Annotated in this window: 14 protein-coding genes and 1 pseudogene; 9 read left to right on the forward strand and 6 right to left on the reverse strand. The window is 72.8% G+C overall.

Annotated features, from left to right (window positions below):
• Positions 1–433: 433 nt before the first annotated feature.
• Genes crcB (HHL19_RS01145) through crcB (HHL19_RS01155) form a run of 3 tightly spaced genes read left to right on the forward strand, consistent with a single transcriptional unit; the run spans position 434 to position 1,580 of the window.
• A complete protein-coding gene (gene crcB / locus HHL19_RS01145; RefSeq protein ID WP_169084618.1) occupies positions 434–847 on the forward strand; it encodes a fluoride efflux transporter CrcB in 414 nt (137 codons plus the stop codon).
• On the forward strand, positions 844–1,230 hold the full coding sequence (locus HHL19_RS01150; RefSeq protein ID WP_169084620.1) for a DUF190 domain-containing protein: 387 nt from the start codon (positions 844–846) through the stop codon (positions 1,228–1,230). The genes crcB (HHL19_RS01145) and HHL19_RS01150 overlap by 4 nt, the downstream gene beginning before the upstream one ends.
• The gene (gene crcB / locus HHL19_RS01155; protein ID WP_169084622.1) at positions 1,227–1,580 is read left to right on the forward strand and encodes a fluoride efflux transporter CrcB; all 354 of its coding nucleotides are present in this window, start codon (positions 1,227–1,229) and stop codon (positions 1,578–1,580) included. The genes HHL19_RS01150 and crcB (HHL19_RS01155) overlap by 4 nt, the downstream gene beginning before the upstream one ends.
• A gap of 10 nt (positions 1,581–1,590) precedes the next feature.
• Here the strand turns inward: crcB (HHL19_RS01155) and pucL are convergent, their stop codons facing one another.
• Positions 1,591–2,511 (reverse strand): factor-independent urate hydroxylase, encoded by a 921-nt coding sequence (gene pucL, locus HHL19_RS01160; protein ID WP_169084624.1) that lies wholly within the window; start codon positions 2,509–2,511, stop codon positions 1,591–1,593.
• Between the two features lie 232 nt (positions 2,512–2,743).
• On the opposite strand from pucL, the gene HHL19_RS01165 reads away from it, so the two are divergent.
• Genes HHL19_RS01165 through HHL19_RS01185 form a run of 5 tightly spaced genes read left to right on the forward strand, consistent with a single transcriptional unit; the run spans position 2,744 to position 7,455 of the window.
• On the forward strand, positions 2,744–2,929 hold the full coding sequence (locus HHL19_RS01165) for a hypothetical protein (protein ID WP_169084231.1): 186 nt from the start codon (positions 2,744–2,746) through the stop codon (positions 2,927–2,929).
• Positions 2,926–3,015: a K(+)-transporting ATPase subunit F gene (gene kdpF, locus HHL19_RS36955; protein WP_123452475.1), complete on the forward strand. Its 90-nt coding sequence runs from the start codon at positions 2,926–2,928 to the stop codon at positions 3,013–3,015. The genes HHL19_RS01165 and kdpF overlap by 4 nt, the downstream gene beginning before the upstream one ends.
• A gap of 8 nt (positions 3,016–3,023) precedes the next feature.
• Positions 3,024–4,688 carry a potassium-transporting ATPase subunit KdpA gene (gene kdpA / locus HHL19_RS01175; RefSeq protein WP_169084625.1) on the forward strand — a complete coding sequence of 555 codons (1,665 nt, stop codon included), beginning with the start codon at positions 3,024–3,026 and terminating at the stop codon, positions 4,686–4,688.
• Positions 4,685–6,793, forward strand: coding sequence for a potassium-transporting ATPase subunit KdpB (gene kdpB / locus HHL19_RS01180; protein WP_169084627.1), 2,109 nt, complete (start codon positions 4,685–4,687; stop codon positions 6,791–6,793). The genes kdpA and kdpB overlap by 4 nt, the downstream gene beginning before the upstream one ends.
• Positions 6,794–6,801: 8 nt before the next feature.
• Positions 6,802–7,455 carry a potassium-transporting ATPase subunit C gene (locus tag HHL19_RS01185; RefSeq protein WP_169084628.1) on the forward strand — a complete coding sequence of 218 codons (654 nt, stop codon included), beginning with the start codon at positions 6,802–6,804 and terminating at the stop codon, positions 7,453–7,455.
• Here the strand turns inward: HHL19_RS01185 and HHL19_RS01190 are convergent.
• The gene (locus HHL19_RS01190) at positions 7,449–8,621 is read right to left on the reverse strand and encodes a winged helix DNA-binding domain-containing protein (protein ID WP_169084630.1); all 1,173 of its coding nucleotides are present in this window, start codon (positions 8,619–8,621) and stop codon (positions 7,449–7,451) included. The two genes, HHL19_RS01185 and HHL19_RS01190, sit on opposite strands and share 7 nt — an antisense overlap.
• Before the next feature lie 187 nt (positions 8,622–8,808).
• Here HHL19_RS01190 and HHL19_RS01195 point away from each other — a divergent pair, with 187 nt between their 5' ends.
• The gene (locus tag HHL19_RS01195; protein ID WP_169084632.1) at positions 8,809–9,918 is read left to right on the forward strand and encodes an ABC transporter substrate-binding protein; all 1,110 of its coding nucleotides are present in this window, start codon (positions 8,809–8,811) and stop codon (positions 9,916–9,918) included.
• Positions 9,919–10,060: 142 nt separating this feature from the next.
• Here the strand turns inward: HHL19_RS01195 and HHL19_RS01200 are convergent, their stop codons facing one another.
• The 4 genes and pseudogenes from HHL19_RS01200 to HHL19_RS01215 form a co-directional block, all read right to left on the reverse strand.
• On the reverse strand, positions 10,061–10,798 hold the full coding sequence (locus HHL19_RS01200; RefSeq protein ID WP_169086184.1) for a class I SAM-dependent methyltransferase: 738 nt from the start codon (positions 10,796–10,798) through the stop codon (positions 10,061–10,063).
• A 33-nt stretch (positions 10,799–10,831) separates the two neighbouring features.
• Positions 10,832–12,025: pseudogene (locus HHL19_RS01205) on the reverse strand (glycosyltransferase); the annotation flags it as partial.
• Positions 12,026–12,144: 119 nt separating this feature from the next.
• Complete coding sequence (locus tag HHL19_RS01210) at positions 12,145–12,957, reverse strand: VOC family protein (RefSeq protein ID WP_169084634.1); 813 nt, start codon at positions 12,955–12,957, stop codon at positions 12,145–12,147.
• Positions 12,954–13,526 (reverse strand): dihydrofolate reductase family protein, encoded by a 573-nt coding sequence (locus tag HHL19_RS01215; protein ID WP_169084636.1) that lies wholly within the window; start codon positions 13,524–13,526, stop codon positions 12,954–12,956. Before HHL19_RS01215 ends, HHL19_RS01210 begins: the two co-directional genes overlap by 4 nt.
• Positions 13,527–13,581 lie beyond the last annotated feature (55 nt).

Below are 13,581 nucleotides of genomic sequence, written 5' to 3' on the forward strand. Positions count from 1 at the left end.
CGCAGCTGCCTCCCGCTGCCCCTTCACGGTCTCGCCTCCACCCCCGTCCCGACGAGGTGGACCCGGCACCCGAATCGGCCTCTTGATGGTGGCCGGACCACCGCCCCACCCCTGACCTGCGCTTCGACCGCTTCCGCGGGGGCCTCGAACCACCCTCGAACCGAGCCCGGAACGCGCTCCGAGGGCCCCCGCACCCACCTCGGGCACCGGGGGTGGTGGCCGGACCACACCCCCCGGCGCGGGGCCGCGCCCGCCCCGCCGTCACCGGTCCGCGGGCCCTCCCCGAGGAGCTGACAGACTCGCCGGACCCGCTTTGACCCGTCGCGCTCCGTCGCCGGACCATCGCAGAGCGAGGCGGCACGGGCAGGACCCGGTTAATGCCCCAGGCCGGTACCGCGGCCCGTGCGCCTCGCACCACCCTTAACCTGGGGGTATGGGTATCCGGGAGCAGGCGCCGGTCGTCGCGGTGGTCGCCGCCGGCGGTGTGCTCGGCGCGTCCGCCCGTTATGCCGCGACGCTCGCCTGGCCGACCGCGCCCGGCACGTTCCCCTGGACGATCTTCCTGGTCAACGCGCTCGGCTGCGCCGTGATCGGCCTCCTGATGGTCTTCGCCACCGAGGCCCCGTCGGCGCCGCACCCGCTCCTGAGGCCCTTCCTCGGCACCGGGTTCTGCGGCGGCTTCACCACCTTCTCGACGTACGCGCTCGACACCCGGGGCCTGTTCGCCGCGGGCGGCCCCGCCGAGGGTGTCCTCTATCTGGGCGGGACGCTGGTCACCGCGCTCGCCGCCGTCGTCGCCGGCGTCGCCGCGGGCCGGGCCCTGTGGGTGCGGAGGGAGCCGGCATGACACCGCCCGGGACGACACCGCACGGAACGAGGCCGGCGCTGCGGCTGACGGTCGTCGTCGGCGAGAACGACACCTGGCACCACCGTCCGCTCTCCAGCGAGATCGTGCACCGCGCCCACGCCGCCGGACTGGCCGGCGCCTCCGTCTTCCGGGGCGTCGAGGGCTTCGGCGGCGCCGGCCGCGTCCACACCGCCCGCATCCTCTCGCTCAGCGAGGACCTGCCGGTGGCGGTGGTGATCGTGGACGAGGAGGAGCGGATCCGCGCCTTCCTGCCGCAGCTCGACGAGCTGGTGACGGGCGGCGGTCTGGTGGTCCTCGACGCCTGCGAGACGGTGCGCCGGACGGACCCCGCCGACGGCCCGGAAGGGACGCCGGCGGAGTGAACTGGCTGCTCGTCGCCCTCGGCGCCGGCGTGGGCGCGCCGCTGCGCTACCTCACGGACCGGGCCGTGCAGGCCCGCCACGACTCGGTCTTCCCCTGGGGGACCTTCACCGTCAACGTCGTGGGCTCGTTCGTCCTCGGCCTGCTCACCGGCGTCGCCTCGGCGCAGGCGCAGCTGCTGCTCGGCACCGGCCTGTGCGGCGCCCTCACCACGTACTCGACCTTCTCGTACGAGACGCTGAAGCTGTACGAGGGCGGGGCGAAGGGGTACGCGGTCCTGAACGCGGCGGGCAGCCCGATCGCCGGGCTCGGAGCCGTATGGCTGGGAACCGGGGCGGCCGGGCTGCTCTAGCGGCTGCCGGTCAGGCGGTGATCCAGTCGGAGGTGGCGATCACCGGCTGCACGCCGTCGCGGTGGACGGTGCCCTCGATGAGGCCGTACATGCGGTCCGCCGCGAAGTACACCTCGTTGTCGTTCTTCAGGCCGAAGGGCTCCAGGTCCACCAGGAAGTGGTGCTTGTTCGGCAGGTTCAGCCGCACCTCGTTGACGGTGGGCACGTGGTCCAGGACCCGGCAGGCCATCGCGTGCAGGGTCTGCTGGAGCGAGTGGCTGTACGTCTCCGCGAACGCCTCCAGCATGTGCCGGCGGGCCTTGGCGTACGAGCGGTCCCAGTCGTGCTCCGGGTCCGCCGCGGCTGTGGCCGAGTTCGCCCAGCGGGCGGTGACCTTGGTGGCCAGGATCCGGTCGTACGCCTCCTGGAGCGTCGTGTACTCGTCCTTGATGAAGCCGTGGAACTCCGAGTTGGTCGAGTTCATCACGGTCAGGTCCTTCAGACCGGACAGCACCTGGAGGCCGGTGGCCTCGCTGTACGTGACCTGCGCGGTGCGCACCTCCTGGCCCTTGCGGACGAAGGAGTGCTGCTCCTTGCGGGTGGGGACCGGGATCCGCTCCCAGGCGTACTCCTCGACGCGGATCTGCGCCTCGCGGATCACCTCCTGGGAGGTCACGAAGTGCTTGGCGAGGAGGATCGCGAACGCCTCGGGGGAGGCGATGCCGTGCTCCTTGGCGAAGGCGTAGACCGTGTTCTTGGTGGTGTCGGTCGGCAGGCAGTTGCCGTTGTCGCCGGTCAGGTGGACGTCGCGGTACTCGCCGCGCAGCGCCACCGACACGTTCAGGTCGCGGATCTCGTGCCAGGCGCCGTCCTCGCCGCCCTTGCGGGAGATGCGGACGACGCGGTTCTCGGCCTTGCCGTACTGGTTCTGGGCCAGGACGTGCTTGCTCATGCGGTTCAGCTCCTGCGGGTACGCGGATACGGGTATCCCGTACGCCCGGCGTCCAGCGCGCCGCGTCCCGCGGTCGTGCGCTCCCCGCCGTCCGGCCCGTGAACGGCGGACCGCCCCGGGACTGACGAGCATCCCGGTCCGTAGGTGTGGCTCGAAGATAGGCGGCCCGAAGGTCACTGGCAATGGGGGAGCCCCGGACGGGCCGGGTCGTAGGGGAAGCGTCAAGACGGGCGTGCGCGGCGTCAGAGGCACGTCAACGAAGGCGGTGGGGGCCCGGGAAGGAGGTTTTCTCGTCCTGTCCGAGAATCCCCTCTTCCTTCTCCAGGGAGTCACGATGGCCGATCTGGCCTTCGTCGTCACCGCGCTCGCGGTCTTCGCGCTGGTGGCGCTCATCGCCAAGGGGGTGGCGAAGCTGTGAGTGCCGAGAACGTCGTCGGTCTCCTCGTGGCCGCCGCCCTCCTGGGCTATCTCGTCCTCGCCCTCGTCAAGCCGGAGAGGTTCTGAGTCCCGAGATGAGTCCTGTCCTCGCTGGAGTCCTCCAGCTCCTGGCGCTGGTGGCCGCCCTCGGTCTGTCGTACAGACCGCTCGGCGACCACATGGCGCGCGTGTACTCCTCGGAGAAGCATCTGCGGTTCGAGCGGTGGGTCTACCGGGCGATCGGCGCCGACCCGTCGGTGGAGATGCGCTGGCCGGCGTATCTGCGCGGGGTCCTCGCCTTCTCCCTGGTGAGCCTGCTGTTCCTGTACGCGCTCCAGCGGGTGCAGGGCGCGCTGCCCGGCTCGCTGGGCTTCGTGTCGATCGACCCGGACCAGGCGTTCAACACGGCCGCGTCGTTCGTGGCGAACACCAACTGGCAGTCGTACTCCGGCGAGCAGGCCATGGGCCACGTCGTGCAGACCGGCGGCCTGGCGGTGCAGAACTTCGTGTCGGCGGCCGTCGGCATGGCCGTCGCGGTCGCGCTGGTGCGCGGCTTCGCCCGGTCCCGCACCGGTGAGCTGGGGAACTTCTGGGCCGACCTGGTGCGCGGTGTCGTCCGGATCCTGCTGCCGATGGCGGTCGTGGGGGCGCTGGTGCTCGTCGCGTGCGGGGTGATCCAGAACTTCTCCGGGATCCACGAGGTCGGCCGGTTCACCGGCGGCACGCAGCAGTGGAACGGCGGCGCGGTGGCCTCGCAGGAGGTCATCAAGGAGCTGGGCACGAACGGCGGCGGCTACTTCAACGCCAACTCCTCCCACCCCTTCGAGAACCCCGACGGGCTGTCGAACCTCTTCGAGATCTACCTGATCCTCGTCATCCCCTTCGCCCTGACCCGGACCTTCGGCCGCATGGTCGGTTCGGTGAAGCAGGGGTACGCGATCCTCGGCACGATGGCCGCGATCTGGATCGGGTTCACGGCGCTGATGATGTGGACCGAGTTCGCGGGCCGGGGCCCGGCGTTCGAGATCGCGGGCGGGGCGATGGAGGGCAAGGAGACCCGTTTCGGGGTCGCCGGCTCCTCGCTCTTCGCGGTCGCCACGACGCTGACGTCGACGGGCGCGGTGAACTCCTTCCACTCCTCGTACACGGGCTTCGGCGGCGGCATCACCATGCTCGGCATGCAACTGGGCGAGATCGCGCCCGGCGGCGTCGGCTCCGGCCTCTACGGCATGCTGATCATGGCGGTCATCGCGGTGTTCCTCGCCGGTCTGATGGTCGGGCGGACCCCGGAGTACCTGGGCAAGAAGATCGGCACCCGCGAGATCAAGTTCGCGGCCTGCTACATCCTGGTCACCCCCGCGCTGGTCCTGTGCTTCACCGCGGCGTCGTTCGTCCTGGACACGCCGTCGCACTCGATGACGAACTCCGGCGCGCACGGCTTCTCCGAGATCCTGTACGCGTTCACCTCCGGCGCCAACAACAACGGTTCGGCGTTCGCGGGCCTGAACGCCGACACCCAGTGGTTCAACTCGACCATCGGCATCGCGATCCTGCTGGGCCGCTTCCTGCCGATGGTGTTCGTCCTCGCGCTGGCCGGCTCGCTGGCCGGGCAGCAGCCCGTACCGGAGACAGCGGGCACGCTGCGGACCGAGAAACCGCTGTTCACGGGCCTGCTGGTCGGCACGATCGCGATCATCACCGGCCTCACCTACTTCCCGGCCCTCGCCCTGGGACCGCTCGCCGAAGGACTCGCAGCATGAGCACCCTCACCCCCACCCGGCCCCCGAGGACCGGGGCACCCTCCGGAGCGACCGCCGAGACCGGACGCGTCGGCGGCGGGCTCTTCGAACCCCGCCAGCTCCTCGCCTCCTTCCCGGACGCGGTCAGGAAGCTCGACCCGCGCGTGATGGTGAAGTCGCCGGTCATGTTCGTGGTGCTCGTCGGCTCGGTCGTCACCACCGTCCTCGCCGTGATGCACCCCGGGGACTGGTTCGGCTGGGCGATCACCGCCTGGCTGTGGCTGACCACGGTCTTCGCCAACCTCGCGGAGGCGGTCGCCGAGGGCCGGGGCAAGGCGCAGGCCGACACCCTGCGCAAGGCCAAGACCGACACCGTCGCCCGCCGGATCATCGGCGAGAACGAGGAGCGCGTCCCCGGTACCGAGCTGAAGATCGGCGACCTCGTCGTCTGCGAGGCCGGCGACGTCATCCCCGGCGACGGTGACGTCGTCGAGGGCGTCGCGTCCGTGGACGAGTCCGCCATCACCGGCGAGTCCGCCCCGGTCATCCGCGAGTCCGGCGGCGACCGCTCGGCCGTCACCGGCGGCACGAAGGTGCTGTCGGACCGGATCGTCGTCAAGATCACGACGAAGCCCGGCGAGACCTTCATCGACCGCATGATCAACCTGGTCGAGGGCGCGGCGCGGCAGAAGACCCCGAACGAGATCGCCCTCAACATCCTGCTGGCGTCCCTCACCATCGTCTTCCTGCTCGCCGTCGTCACCCTGAAGCCGTTCGCGATCTACGCGGGCGCCGACGAGCAGACCTCGCTCATCGTCCTGACGGCTCTTCTGGTCTGCCTGATCCCGACGACGATCGGCGCGCTGCTCTCCGCGATCGGCATCGCCGGCATGGACCGGCTGGTGCAGCGCAACGTCCTCGCCATGTCGGGGCGGGCGGTCGAGGCCGCCGGCGACGTGAGCACCCTGTTGCTCGACAAGACGGGAACGATCACCCTGGGCAACCGGCAGGCCGCCGAGTTCGTCCCCGTACGCGGCACGACGGAGGCCGAGGTCGCTGACGCCGCCCAGCTCTCCTCGCTGGCCGACGAGACGCCCGAGGGCCGTTCCATCGTGGTCCTCGCCAAGGAGAAGTACGGGCTGCGCGAGCGTCACCAGGGCGAGCTGGCCCACGCCGAGTGGATCCAGTTCACCGCCCAGACGCGCATGTCCGGCGTGGACGTCGACGGCCGGAAGGTGCGCAAGGGCGCGACCGGTTCGGTCGTCGCGTGGGTGGAGGAGCAGGGTGGCACCGTCGCCGAGGACGCGCAGGCGCTCACGGACCGGATTTCCCAGGCTGGTGGCACGCCGCTGCTGGTGGCTGTTCAGGACGACGAGGGCGCGCGCGTCCTGGGCGTGATCCACCTGAAGGACATCGTCAAGGAGGGCATGCGGGAGCGGTTCGACGAGCTGCGTCGCATGGGCATCAAGACGATCATGATCACGGGTGACAACCCGCTGACCGCGCAGGCGATCGCCGAGGAGGCGGGTGTCGACGACTTCCTCGCCGAGGCCACCCCCGAGGACAAGATGGCCCTCATCAAGCGGGAGCAGGCCGGCGGCAAGCTGGTCGCGATGACCGGCGACGGCACGAACGACGCGCCCGCGCTGGCGCAGGCGGACGTGGGCGTGGCGATGAACACGGGCACGTCGGCGGCGAAGGAGGCCGGCAACATGGTCGACCTCGACTCGAACCCGACCAAGCTCATCGAGATCGTCGAGATCGGCAAGCAGCTCCTCATCACCCGGGGCGCGTTGACGACCTTCTCCATCGCCAACGACGTCGCGAAGTACTTCGCGATCATCCCGGCCATGTTCGCCGTGGCCCACCCCTCGCTCGACAAGCTCAACATCATGGGCCTGGCCTCGCCCGAGTCCGCGATCCTCTCCGCCGTCGTCTTCAACGCGCTGATCATCGTCGCCCTGGTGCCGCTCGCCCTGAAGGGCGTGCGCTACCGGCCGAGCAGCGCCGACTCGATGCTCCGCCGCAACCTCGCGGTCTACGGGCTCGGCGGCCTGATCGCCCCCTTCGTCGGCATCAAGCTCATCGACCTCCTCCTCGCCCTCCTCATCCCCGGAATCGGTTGATCGCCGTCATGAACAACTCCGTCAGCAACACCGGGCGTGTGCTCTGGGCGGGCCTGCGCGCCCTCCTCGCCCTCACCCTCGTCTGCGGCGTCCTCTACCCGCTCGCCGTCACCGGCATCGCCCAACTCGCCTTCCCCGGCAAGGCGAACGGCTCCGAGACCGAGGACGCGAGCGGGAGGGTCGTCGGCTCCGCGCTCATCGGGCAGACCTACCTCGACGGGGAAGCCCCCGACCTGCGCTGGTTCCAGCCCCGTCCCTCGAACGGCCTGGGCGTCAACTCCGTCAACACCCAGTACTCGATCATCCTGTCCGGGGCCACCAACCGATCGGGTGACAACGCGGACCTGATCCAGTGGGTCACGGACGCGAAGGCGGCCGTGATCAAGGACAACTCGGTGAACGGCTACACGGTGAAGCCCTCGGACGTGCCCGCCGACGCGGTCACCTCCTCCGGCTCCGGCCTGGACCCGCACATCTCCCCGGAGTACGCGAAGCTCCAGGTCCACCGCGTCGCCGAACGCAACAAGCTCGACGTCGCGACGGTCGGGAAACTGGTCGCCGACCACACCGACGACCGGATCCTCGGCTTCATCGGCGAACCCCGCGTCAACGTCCTCGAACTCAACATCGCCCTCAAGGCGCTGACGGCCGGCGGTCAGTAGGGCAGGACGCGGGTCTCGACCGCCGGCAGGCCCTTCGCCCACCAGTGGTCGTACCGCCCGTACACCCGCGGATCGCGGTCGGCGAGCAGCGCCCCCAGGGACGCCGCCTCGGCCGCGAGCCCGTCCCAGTCGGCGGGCGCGAGCGGGTGGAGGGCCGCCGCCTCGATCCCGCCCTCGACCGGCCGCCAGGCGCCCGCCACGTACCCGTCGACCAGGAGCGTCGGCAGCACGTCGCCGTTGATCCGTATGACGTGCTTCCGGTACGCGGCGGGGACGATCCGGCTCCGGTCCGCGTACGCGAGCAGCGTGCTGTCCCACATCGCCATCAGGCGCGGCGGGGCGGGCACGGCGCCGTCCGGGCGGGCCGCCCCCGGCAGGTCGTACAGGACCGCCCCGTCCGGGCCCGCCAGGACCTCCGCCGCGCCCTCCGCGACGAGCGCGTCGAGCGCCGCGCGGGCCCGGCCGCGCTGCACCAGGCCGAACTGGCCCAGATCCGCCGCCGACGCCGGGCCGAAGCCCGCGAGATAGCGGCGGGCCAGTGCCTTCAGCCCCTCGGCGGCGGCCTCCGGGCCGGCCGTGAGCGACCCGGGCGTCGCCGCCACGAAACCGGGGGAGGTGGCGTACTGCCACGGCGGGCCGCTCGGCACGTGCCAGAGCGGCGCGTACTGCCGCAGCATCCGCCCCGCCGCCGGGGTGAGGCTCCCGCCGCCCCACAACTCCTCGGCGCGCCGCCGTAGTTCCTCCCCGGTGCGGGAACGGGCGGCGTACGCGAGGAGCTCCGGCAGCAGCGCGTCGGCGCCCTCCGGGGTGAGCCCGGTGTCGGTGAACCGCCGGTCGCGCAGCCGGCTGCCGCGCAGCGTCGGCTCCACCGCCGCCCGGAAGGGGCGGTAGTCGTCGGCACGCACGAGGTGCAGGGTGATCCGCATCAGCGTCGAGCGGACCAGCCGGAAGCCCTCGACGGCCGCGTCCAGGGCGGCCGGGTCGAAGCCCGCCACCCTGTTCCACAGCGCCACGTACGGCGAGCCCGGCTGCTGCGCCTGGAGCGCCACCACCCGCCGGACCGCCTCCTCCACGGACACCGGTTCCCGCGCGAGCAGCAACTGACGGGCGAGCGTGGCCCGGTTGAGGGAGCGGGCGGTGAGGGCCGGCGGCACGGTCGCGGTCATGGCTCCGATTGTGGCGGGTGGCACCGACAATCCCGGTGCGTCACGGTCGTCGTCCGAGGTCCCGCCCCCCCCGCGCGAAAAAAGCGGCTCCGCGTGAACGGCCCCGTGCGAACAATGAGGAGGGAACCGCACGCACCGCACGGCACCGTACGCACCGCACCACCGACCACCCACAGGAGCCCCGCCCATGAGCACCCCAGCCCCCCTCCGGATAGGCGTCCTCGCCCCGCTGAGCCGCCCCGGCTGGACGGAGGCGGGCCGGCACCTGCTGGCCGGCCTCGAACTGGCCGCGGACGAGATCACCGCCACGGGAGGGATCACCGCGGCCGGAGGTGTCGGCGGGCGGCCCCTGGAGCTCCTGGTCAGGGACACCGCGGCCGACCCGCGCCGGGCCGAGGCGGCCGTGGACGAGCTGGCGGCCCTCGGGGCGGTCGCCCTGGCGGGGGAGTACCACAGCGTGGTGGCGCGGGCCGCGGCCGCCCGCGCCGAGGCCCTCGGCGTGCCGTACCTGTGCTCGTCCGCGGTGATCGACGCGCTGACCGACGAGCCGGCGGAGCGGGTGGCGCGCCTGGCCCCCGTACAGTCCCAAGGCTGGCGGCTCTACGCCGAGTTCCTCCTCGCCGAGGGCCACACCCGCCTCGCGGTCGCGACCGAGCCGGGCGCCTACTGGGCGGCGGGCACCCGGATCCTCCGCGAGCACCTGGCCCCGCGCGGCGGCACCGTCACGGAGTTCGACGCGCGCGCCCTGGAGCCGGCGGCGCTCGCCGACGCGCTGGCCGCTGAGGGCGCGACGGCGCTGCTCCTCCTCACCGGCTTCCCGGGCCCGGCGGTCGAGCTGGTCCGGGCGGTCCGCGGGGCAGCCCGCCGCGACCCGCGCCTCGCGGGCGTCCTGATCGGCGCGCCGGCCGGCCAGCCGGAGTTCGCCGAGTGGGCGGAGCTGCTCGGCGAGGAGGCCGGCGGGGTCCCCTTCCTCCGCTACCTCCCCGCCCGGCCGACCCCCCTCGGCGCACGGGTGGAGGCGGCCCTCCGCGCCCGCCTCGGCGCCGCGCCGTCCTTCGTGGCCTTCGAGGGGTACGACACGGTCACCGTCCTCGCCGACGCCCTCCGCGTCCACGGCACGGACCGCGCGGCGGTGGCCGGGGCCTGGCCGCGGGTGGTCGTGGAGGGCACCCGGGGCGAGATCCGCTTCACCCGCCCGTCCCCGTCCGCCCCCGTCTGGCAGTGGGCGGGCCCGGTCCAGGTGGCCGACCGCGACCCGGCGGATCCCACCCGCTTCCGTACTCTCCGCGTGCGGTAGGCGAGTCGGAGGCCGTGGTGATCGCGGTGCTGAGCCACCCCGGCGCTGCCGGGCAAGCTCTCCGCGCCGCAGCGCCGGGAAGGCGACGAACGCACCACCGCCCTCCTCACCGCCGCCGCCCCGCCTGACCCCTGCGGGCCGGTCAATCCGCCGTTCGCCGCAGGACCAGGCTGAGGAAGCCGAAGCTGTCCCGGTACCCGTGCAGCCACCGCGAGCGCTGAGCGTCGGCCGTCTCCAGCACCTGTGCGGCGGCCGGATCGGCGGGGTGGTCCAGAGCCCATGCGGCCAGCGAGCCCCAGCAGGCCCACTCGTAGGCGTCCAGCTCGGCGCGGGTGCTGACATGGCCGTGGACGGGGGTCCATCCCTCGGCGACGACGCGGTCCACCGTGGTCGCCAGGTCGTCGAGATCACCGAACATCTCGACGGCCTCCGGCGAGGGGGCGCGGTCCCAGAACGACTCGCCGATCAGGACACGGCCGCCGGGGGCCAGGTGCTCGCGGGCCGCCGCGAGGGTGGGGAGCAGGCCGCCGAAGGCATGGGTCGCGCCGACGCTGACGACCAGGTCGAACCGCTGCGCGGAGACGAACCCCGCGGCTTCCCGGTGGTGGAGGACCAGCCGCTCGCCGACCCCGAGCCCGTTCGCCGCCCGGCGGGCCCGCGCCAGGGAGACGTCGGAGACGTCGACGCCCTCGGCGTGCAGGCGGGGGCGCTTCGCCAGGGCGCGCAGCAGCCATTCCGCCGTGCCGCACCCGAGGTCGAGCACCCGCTCGTCGCCGCGCGGGAGGCCGCGTTCGAGGAGCAGGCCGACCGCGTCGTCGTCGAGCGGAGCCTTGATCGGGTGGCCGGCATGGGCGATCGCGGAGATCCGTTCGCGGCTCATCGGCGCGGCGGGTGCCGTGCCGAGGGCGTCCGCCGTGTCGAGGAGCAGCTTCGCCGCCACCGCTGTCCCGTCGGTGCGGATCGTGGAGGCGACGGCCTTCGCCCGTGCCTCCGTCTCGGGGGCCAGGGCCGTCCCGAGCGCGGCCGACAGCGAGTCGAAGGTCGGGGTCGGGCCGTCGTGCGCCGCGCCGATGCCCAGGTCGGCCACGCGGGCGGCCCAGTGCGGCTGGTCCACGAACTGGGGTACCACCACCTGGGGCGCACCGGCTCGGGCGGCGGTGGTCGTCGTGCCCGCGCCGCCGTGGTGGACGACGGCGGCGACACGGCGGAACAGGGCCTGGTGGTTGACGTCGCCGACGGCGAAGCAGTCGTCCGCGTCGTCGACCGGCCCCAGGCCGGCCCAGCCGCGGGAGACGAGGACGCGTCGGCCCTGAGCGCGGGCCGCCTCGACGGTCGTCCGGGCGATGTCGGTGGCCGTGCCCATGGGCATGCTCCCGAAGCCGACGTACACCGGAGGCGTACCGGCGTCCAGGAAGGCCTCCAGGTCGGCGGGCAGGGGGCGTTCGTCGGGCAGGATCCACGCGCCGGTCTGCACGACGTCGAGGTTCGTCAGCCGCTCCCACGGGCCCAGGACGGGGTCCACCGCCAGCCACGGCCGCTCGCCGAAGACGTGGTCGCGGACGTTGTCCACCGGTGCGAGGCCGAGCGCCTCGCGGTGGGCGTTGAGGGGCTCGCGCTAGAGGGCGTCGACCTTCTGGGCGTCCAGGTCCCACAGGGCCTGGATGTCGGTCGTTCCGGGCGGGGCGGGCGGGCCCGGCCGCGCCGACGGACGGTAGTGCGCGGACGGCATCTCGAACGGATGGAAGCCCGCGTACACGTAGCGGATGCCCAGCTTCTCGGCCACCGAGCGGGCACCGGCCGGCATCAGACCGCTCGCGACCAGCACGTCGCAGCCCTCGGCCGCCTCGCCGACCGTGTCGAAGTGCGCGGCGACCAGCTCGGCGGCGAACGCGGCCGCGTCCGACGGCGGCGCTCCCGTACGCAGCGCGCGCACGTCCCGCCCGAAGGGCACCAGCTCCGCGCCGACACCGGCCAGCAGGTCCGCGAACTCCTCGTCCGGCGGCGCGCACACGCGTACCTCCGCGCCGAGCTTCCGCAGCTGAAGCGCCAGACCCGCCAGCGGTGCGATGTCGCCGCGCGATCCGTAGGCCATCAACAACACGCGCATTCCGTGCATCTCATTCCTGTGGGTGCCGGCCGTGGCCGGCGATGGTGCGGCGGGATTCGGGTCCTCCGAGTCCCGCCGTGGGCCCCCTCGGGGCCGGGACGTCGTGCGGGTGGTGCGGGTCAGCGGGCCCAGGGCAGTTCCCGCGTGCCGTCGGTACCGGGGACGGAGGCGACTCCGCCGGCGGGCATGGAGACGTGGGCCGCGGCCTGTTCCGGGGCGTGGACCCGGCGGAGGAGGTTCGGCGGCAGGATCAGGGTCTGGCCGGCCGTGACCTTCTCGCTCCGGCCGTCGCAGGTCACCTCCAGGGCTCCCGCGGTGACCGTCCAGACCTGTTCACGGTCGACGGAGTGCTCGGGGCCGGTGGCGCCGGCGTTCATCGTGACGGTCCAGGTGCTGAGCGCGGCGCTGCCGCGGCTGGGAGCCGCCAGGCCGGTCATGGTCGCGTTCGGGGAGACGGTGACGTGGTCCGCGGAGGGTGAGATCACCCGCATGGCGGCGCTCACGTCGTCGTCGACGGGATCGGTGGCGGCCGGATCGGCGTCGACAGGATGGGCGTCGGCCGCCCATTCGACGAGCTGGACGACGACACCGTTCGGGTCGGTCATCTGGAACAGCCGCTCGCCCCACGGCTCCTCGCGCAGCGGCATGGTGATGGGGGCGCCCGCCGCGCGCAGCCGGGTCTCCTCCGCCGCGAGGTCGGTCACGGTGAGCGCCAGGATCAGACCGGCCGCCCGCCGGTCGCGCTGCTCGGGCGGGAGGATCTCCGTACCCGCGCGGAGCAGGACGACGTCGACGGCGGCGTCCCCGCGCGTCAGGGACGCGAACCCGTCGTCGGCCCTCGTCACCTCGTAGCCGAGGTAGGCGTGGAGGAACCGGCGGGAGGCGTCCACGTCGGCGACGGTCAGGGAGAGCGTGGAGGAGGAGACGTTCATGCCTGCACCTTCGCGAAGTGGGTGAGGGTGAAGCCGGAGTCGAAGGACCGCGTGCCGACCGGGGCGAAGCGCGTCGGAGAGAACGGGCCGTCGAACAGGGGGATGCCGGATCCGAGGAAGATGGGGTGGCGCTTGATGATCAGCTCGTCGATCTCGTCCCGGAGGACGGCCGCCAGCTTGCCGCCGCCGCACAGCCAGATGTCCAGGCCGTCCTGTTCCTTGAGCTCGCGGACGAGCGCGACGGGGTCGTCCACGACGGTCACCGCCGGATCGGGGCTGACGAGCGTGCGGGAGACGACGTACTGATCCAGGTGGGCGTACGGGCTGGTGAGTCCGGCCTTGAGCCCCGGGTCGTAGGTCGCGCGGCCCATGATGACCGTGTCGAAGCGCCGGGCGGCCCGGTCGGCGACGCCGAACGGCTCACGCGCGGGGGTGGGCATGGTCTCGGGAAAGTCCGCCAGGATCGCGGCGGCCTCCTCCCCCTCGAAGGGGAGGAAGTCGTACTGGCCCTCGGGCCCCGCGATGAAGCCGTCGAGGGTGGCGGATATGTAGTAGGTCAGCTTGCGCAAGCGCTTCTCGCTTCTTCGATTCTTCGATGGAGGGCGTGTACGGGGTGTACGGGGT

The sequence above is a fragment of the Streptomyces sp. R302 genome, from assembly GCF_012927245.1.
In the GTDB taxonomy this organism is placed as follows: Bacteria; Actinomycetota; Actinomycetes; order Streptomycetales; family Streptomycetaceae; genus Streptomyces.

Excerpts from the sequence above, each read along its gene's own strand:
- pucL (WP_169084624.1), bottom strand. The coding sequence starts at position 2,511 with ATGAGCAAGCACGTCCTGGCCCAGAACCAGTACGGCAAGGCCGAGAAC.
- HHL19_RS01195 (WP_169084632.1), top strand. The coding sequence starts at position 8,809 with ATGAGCACCCCAGCCCCCCTCCGGATAGGCGTCCTCGCCCCGCTGAGC.
- HHL19_RS01185 (WP_169084628.1), top strand. The coding sequence starts at position 6,802 with ATGAACAACTCCGTCAGCAACACCGGGCGTGTGCTCTGGGCGGGCCTG.
- kdpA (WP_169084625.1), top strand. The coding sequence starts at position 3,024 with ATGAGTCCTGTCCTCGCTGGAGTCCTCCAGCTCCTGGCGCTGGTGGCC.
- crcB (WP_169084618.1), top strand. The coding sequence starts at position 434 with ATGGGTATCCGGGAGCAGGCGCCGGTCGTCGCGGTGGTCGCCGCCGGC.
- HHL19_RS01190 (WP_169084630.1), bottom strand. The coding sequence starts at position 8,621 with ATGACCGCGACCGTGCCGCCGGCCCTCACCGCCCGCTCCCTCAACCGG.
- HHL19_RS01200 (WP_169086184.1), bottom strand. The coding sequence starts at position 10,798 with ATGAGCCGCGAACGGATCTCCGCGATCGCCCATGCCGGCCACCCGATC.
- HHL19_RS01210 (WP_169084634.1), bottom strand. The coding sequence starts at position 12,957 with ATGAACGTCTCCTCCTCCACGCTCTCCCTGACCGTCGCCGACGTGGAC.
- kdpB (WP_169084627.1), top strand. The coding sequence starts at position 4,685 with ATGAGCACCCTCACCCCCACCCGGCCCCCGAGGACCGGGGCACCCTCC.
- HHL19_RS01150 (WP_169084620.1), top strand. The coding sequence starts at position 844 with ATGACACCGCCCGGGACGACACCGCACGGAACGAGGCCGGCGCTGCGG.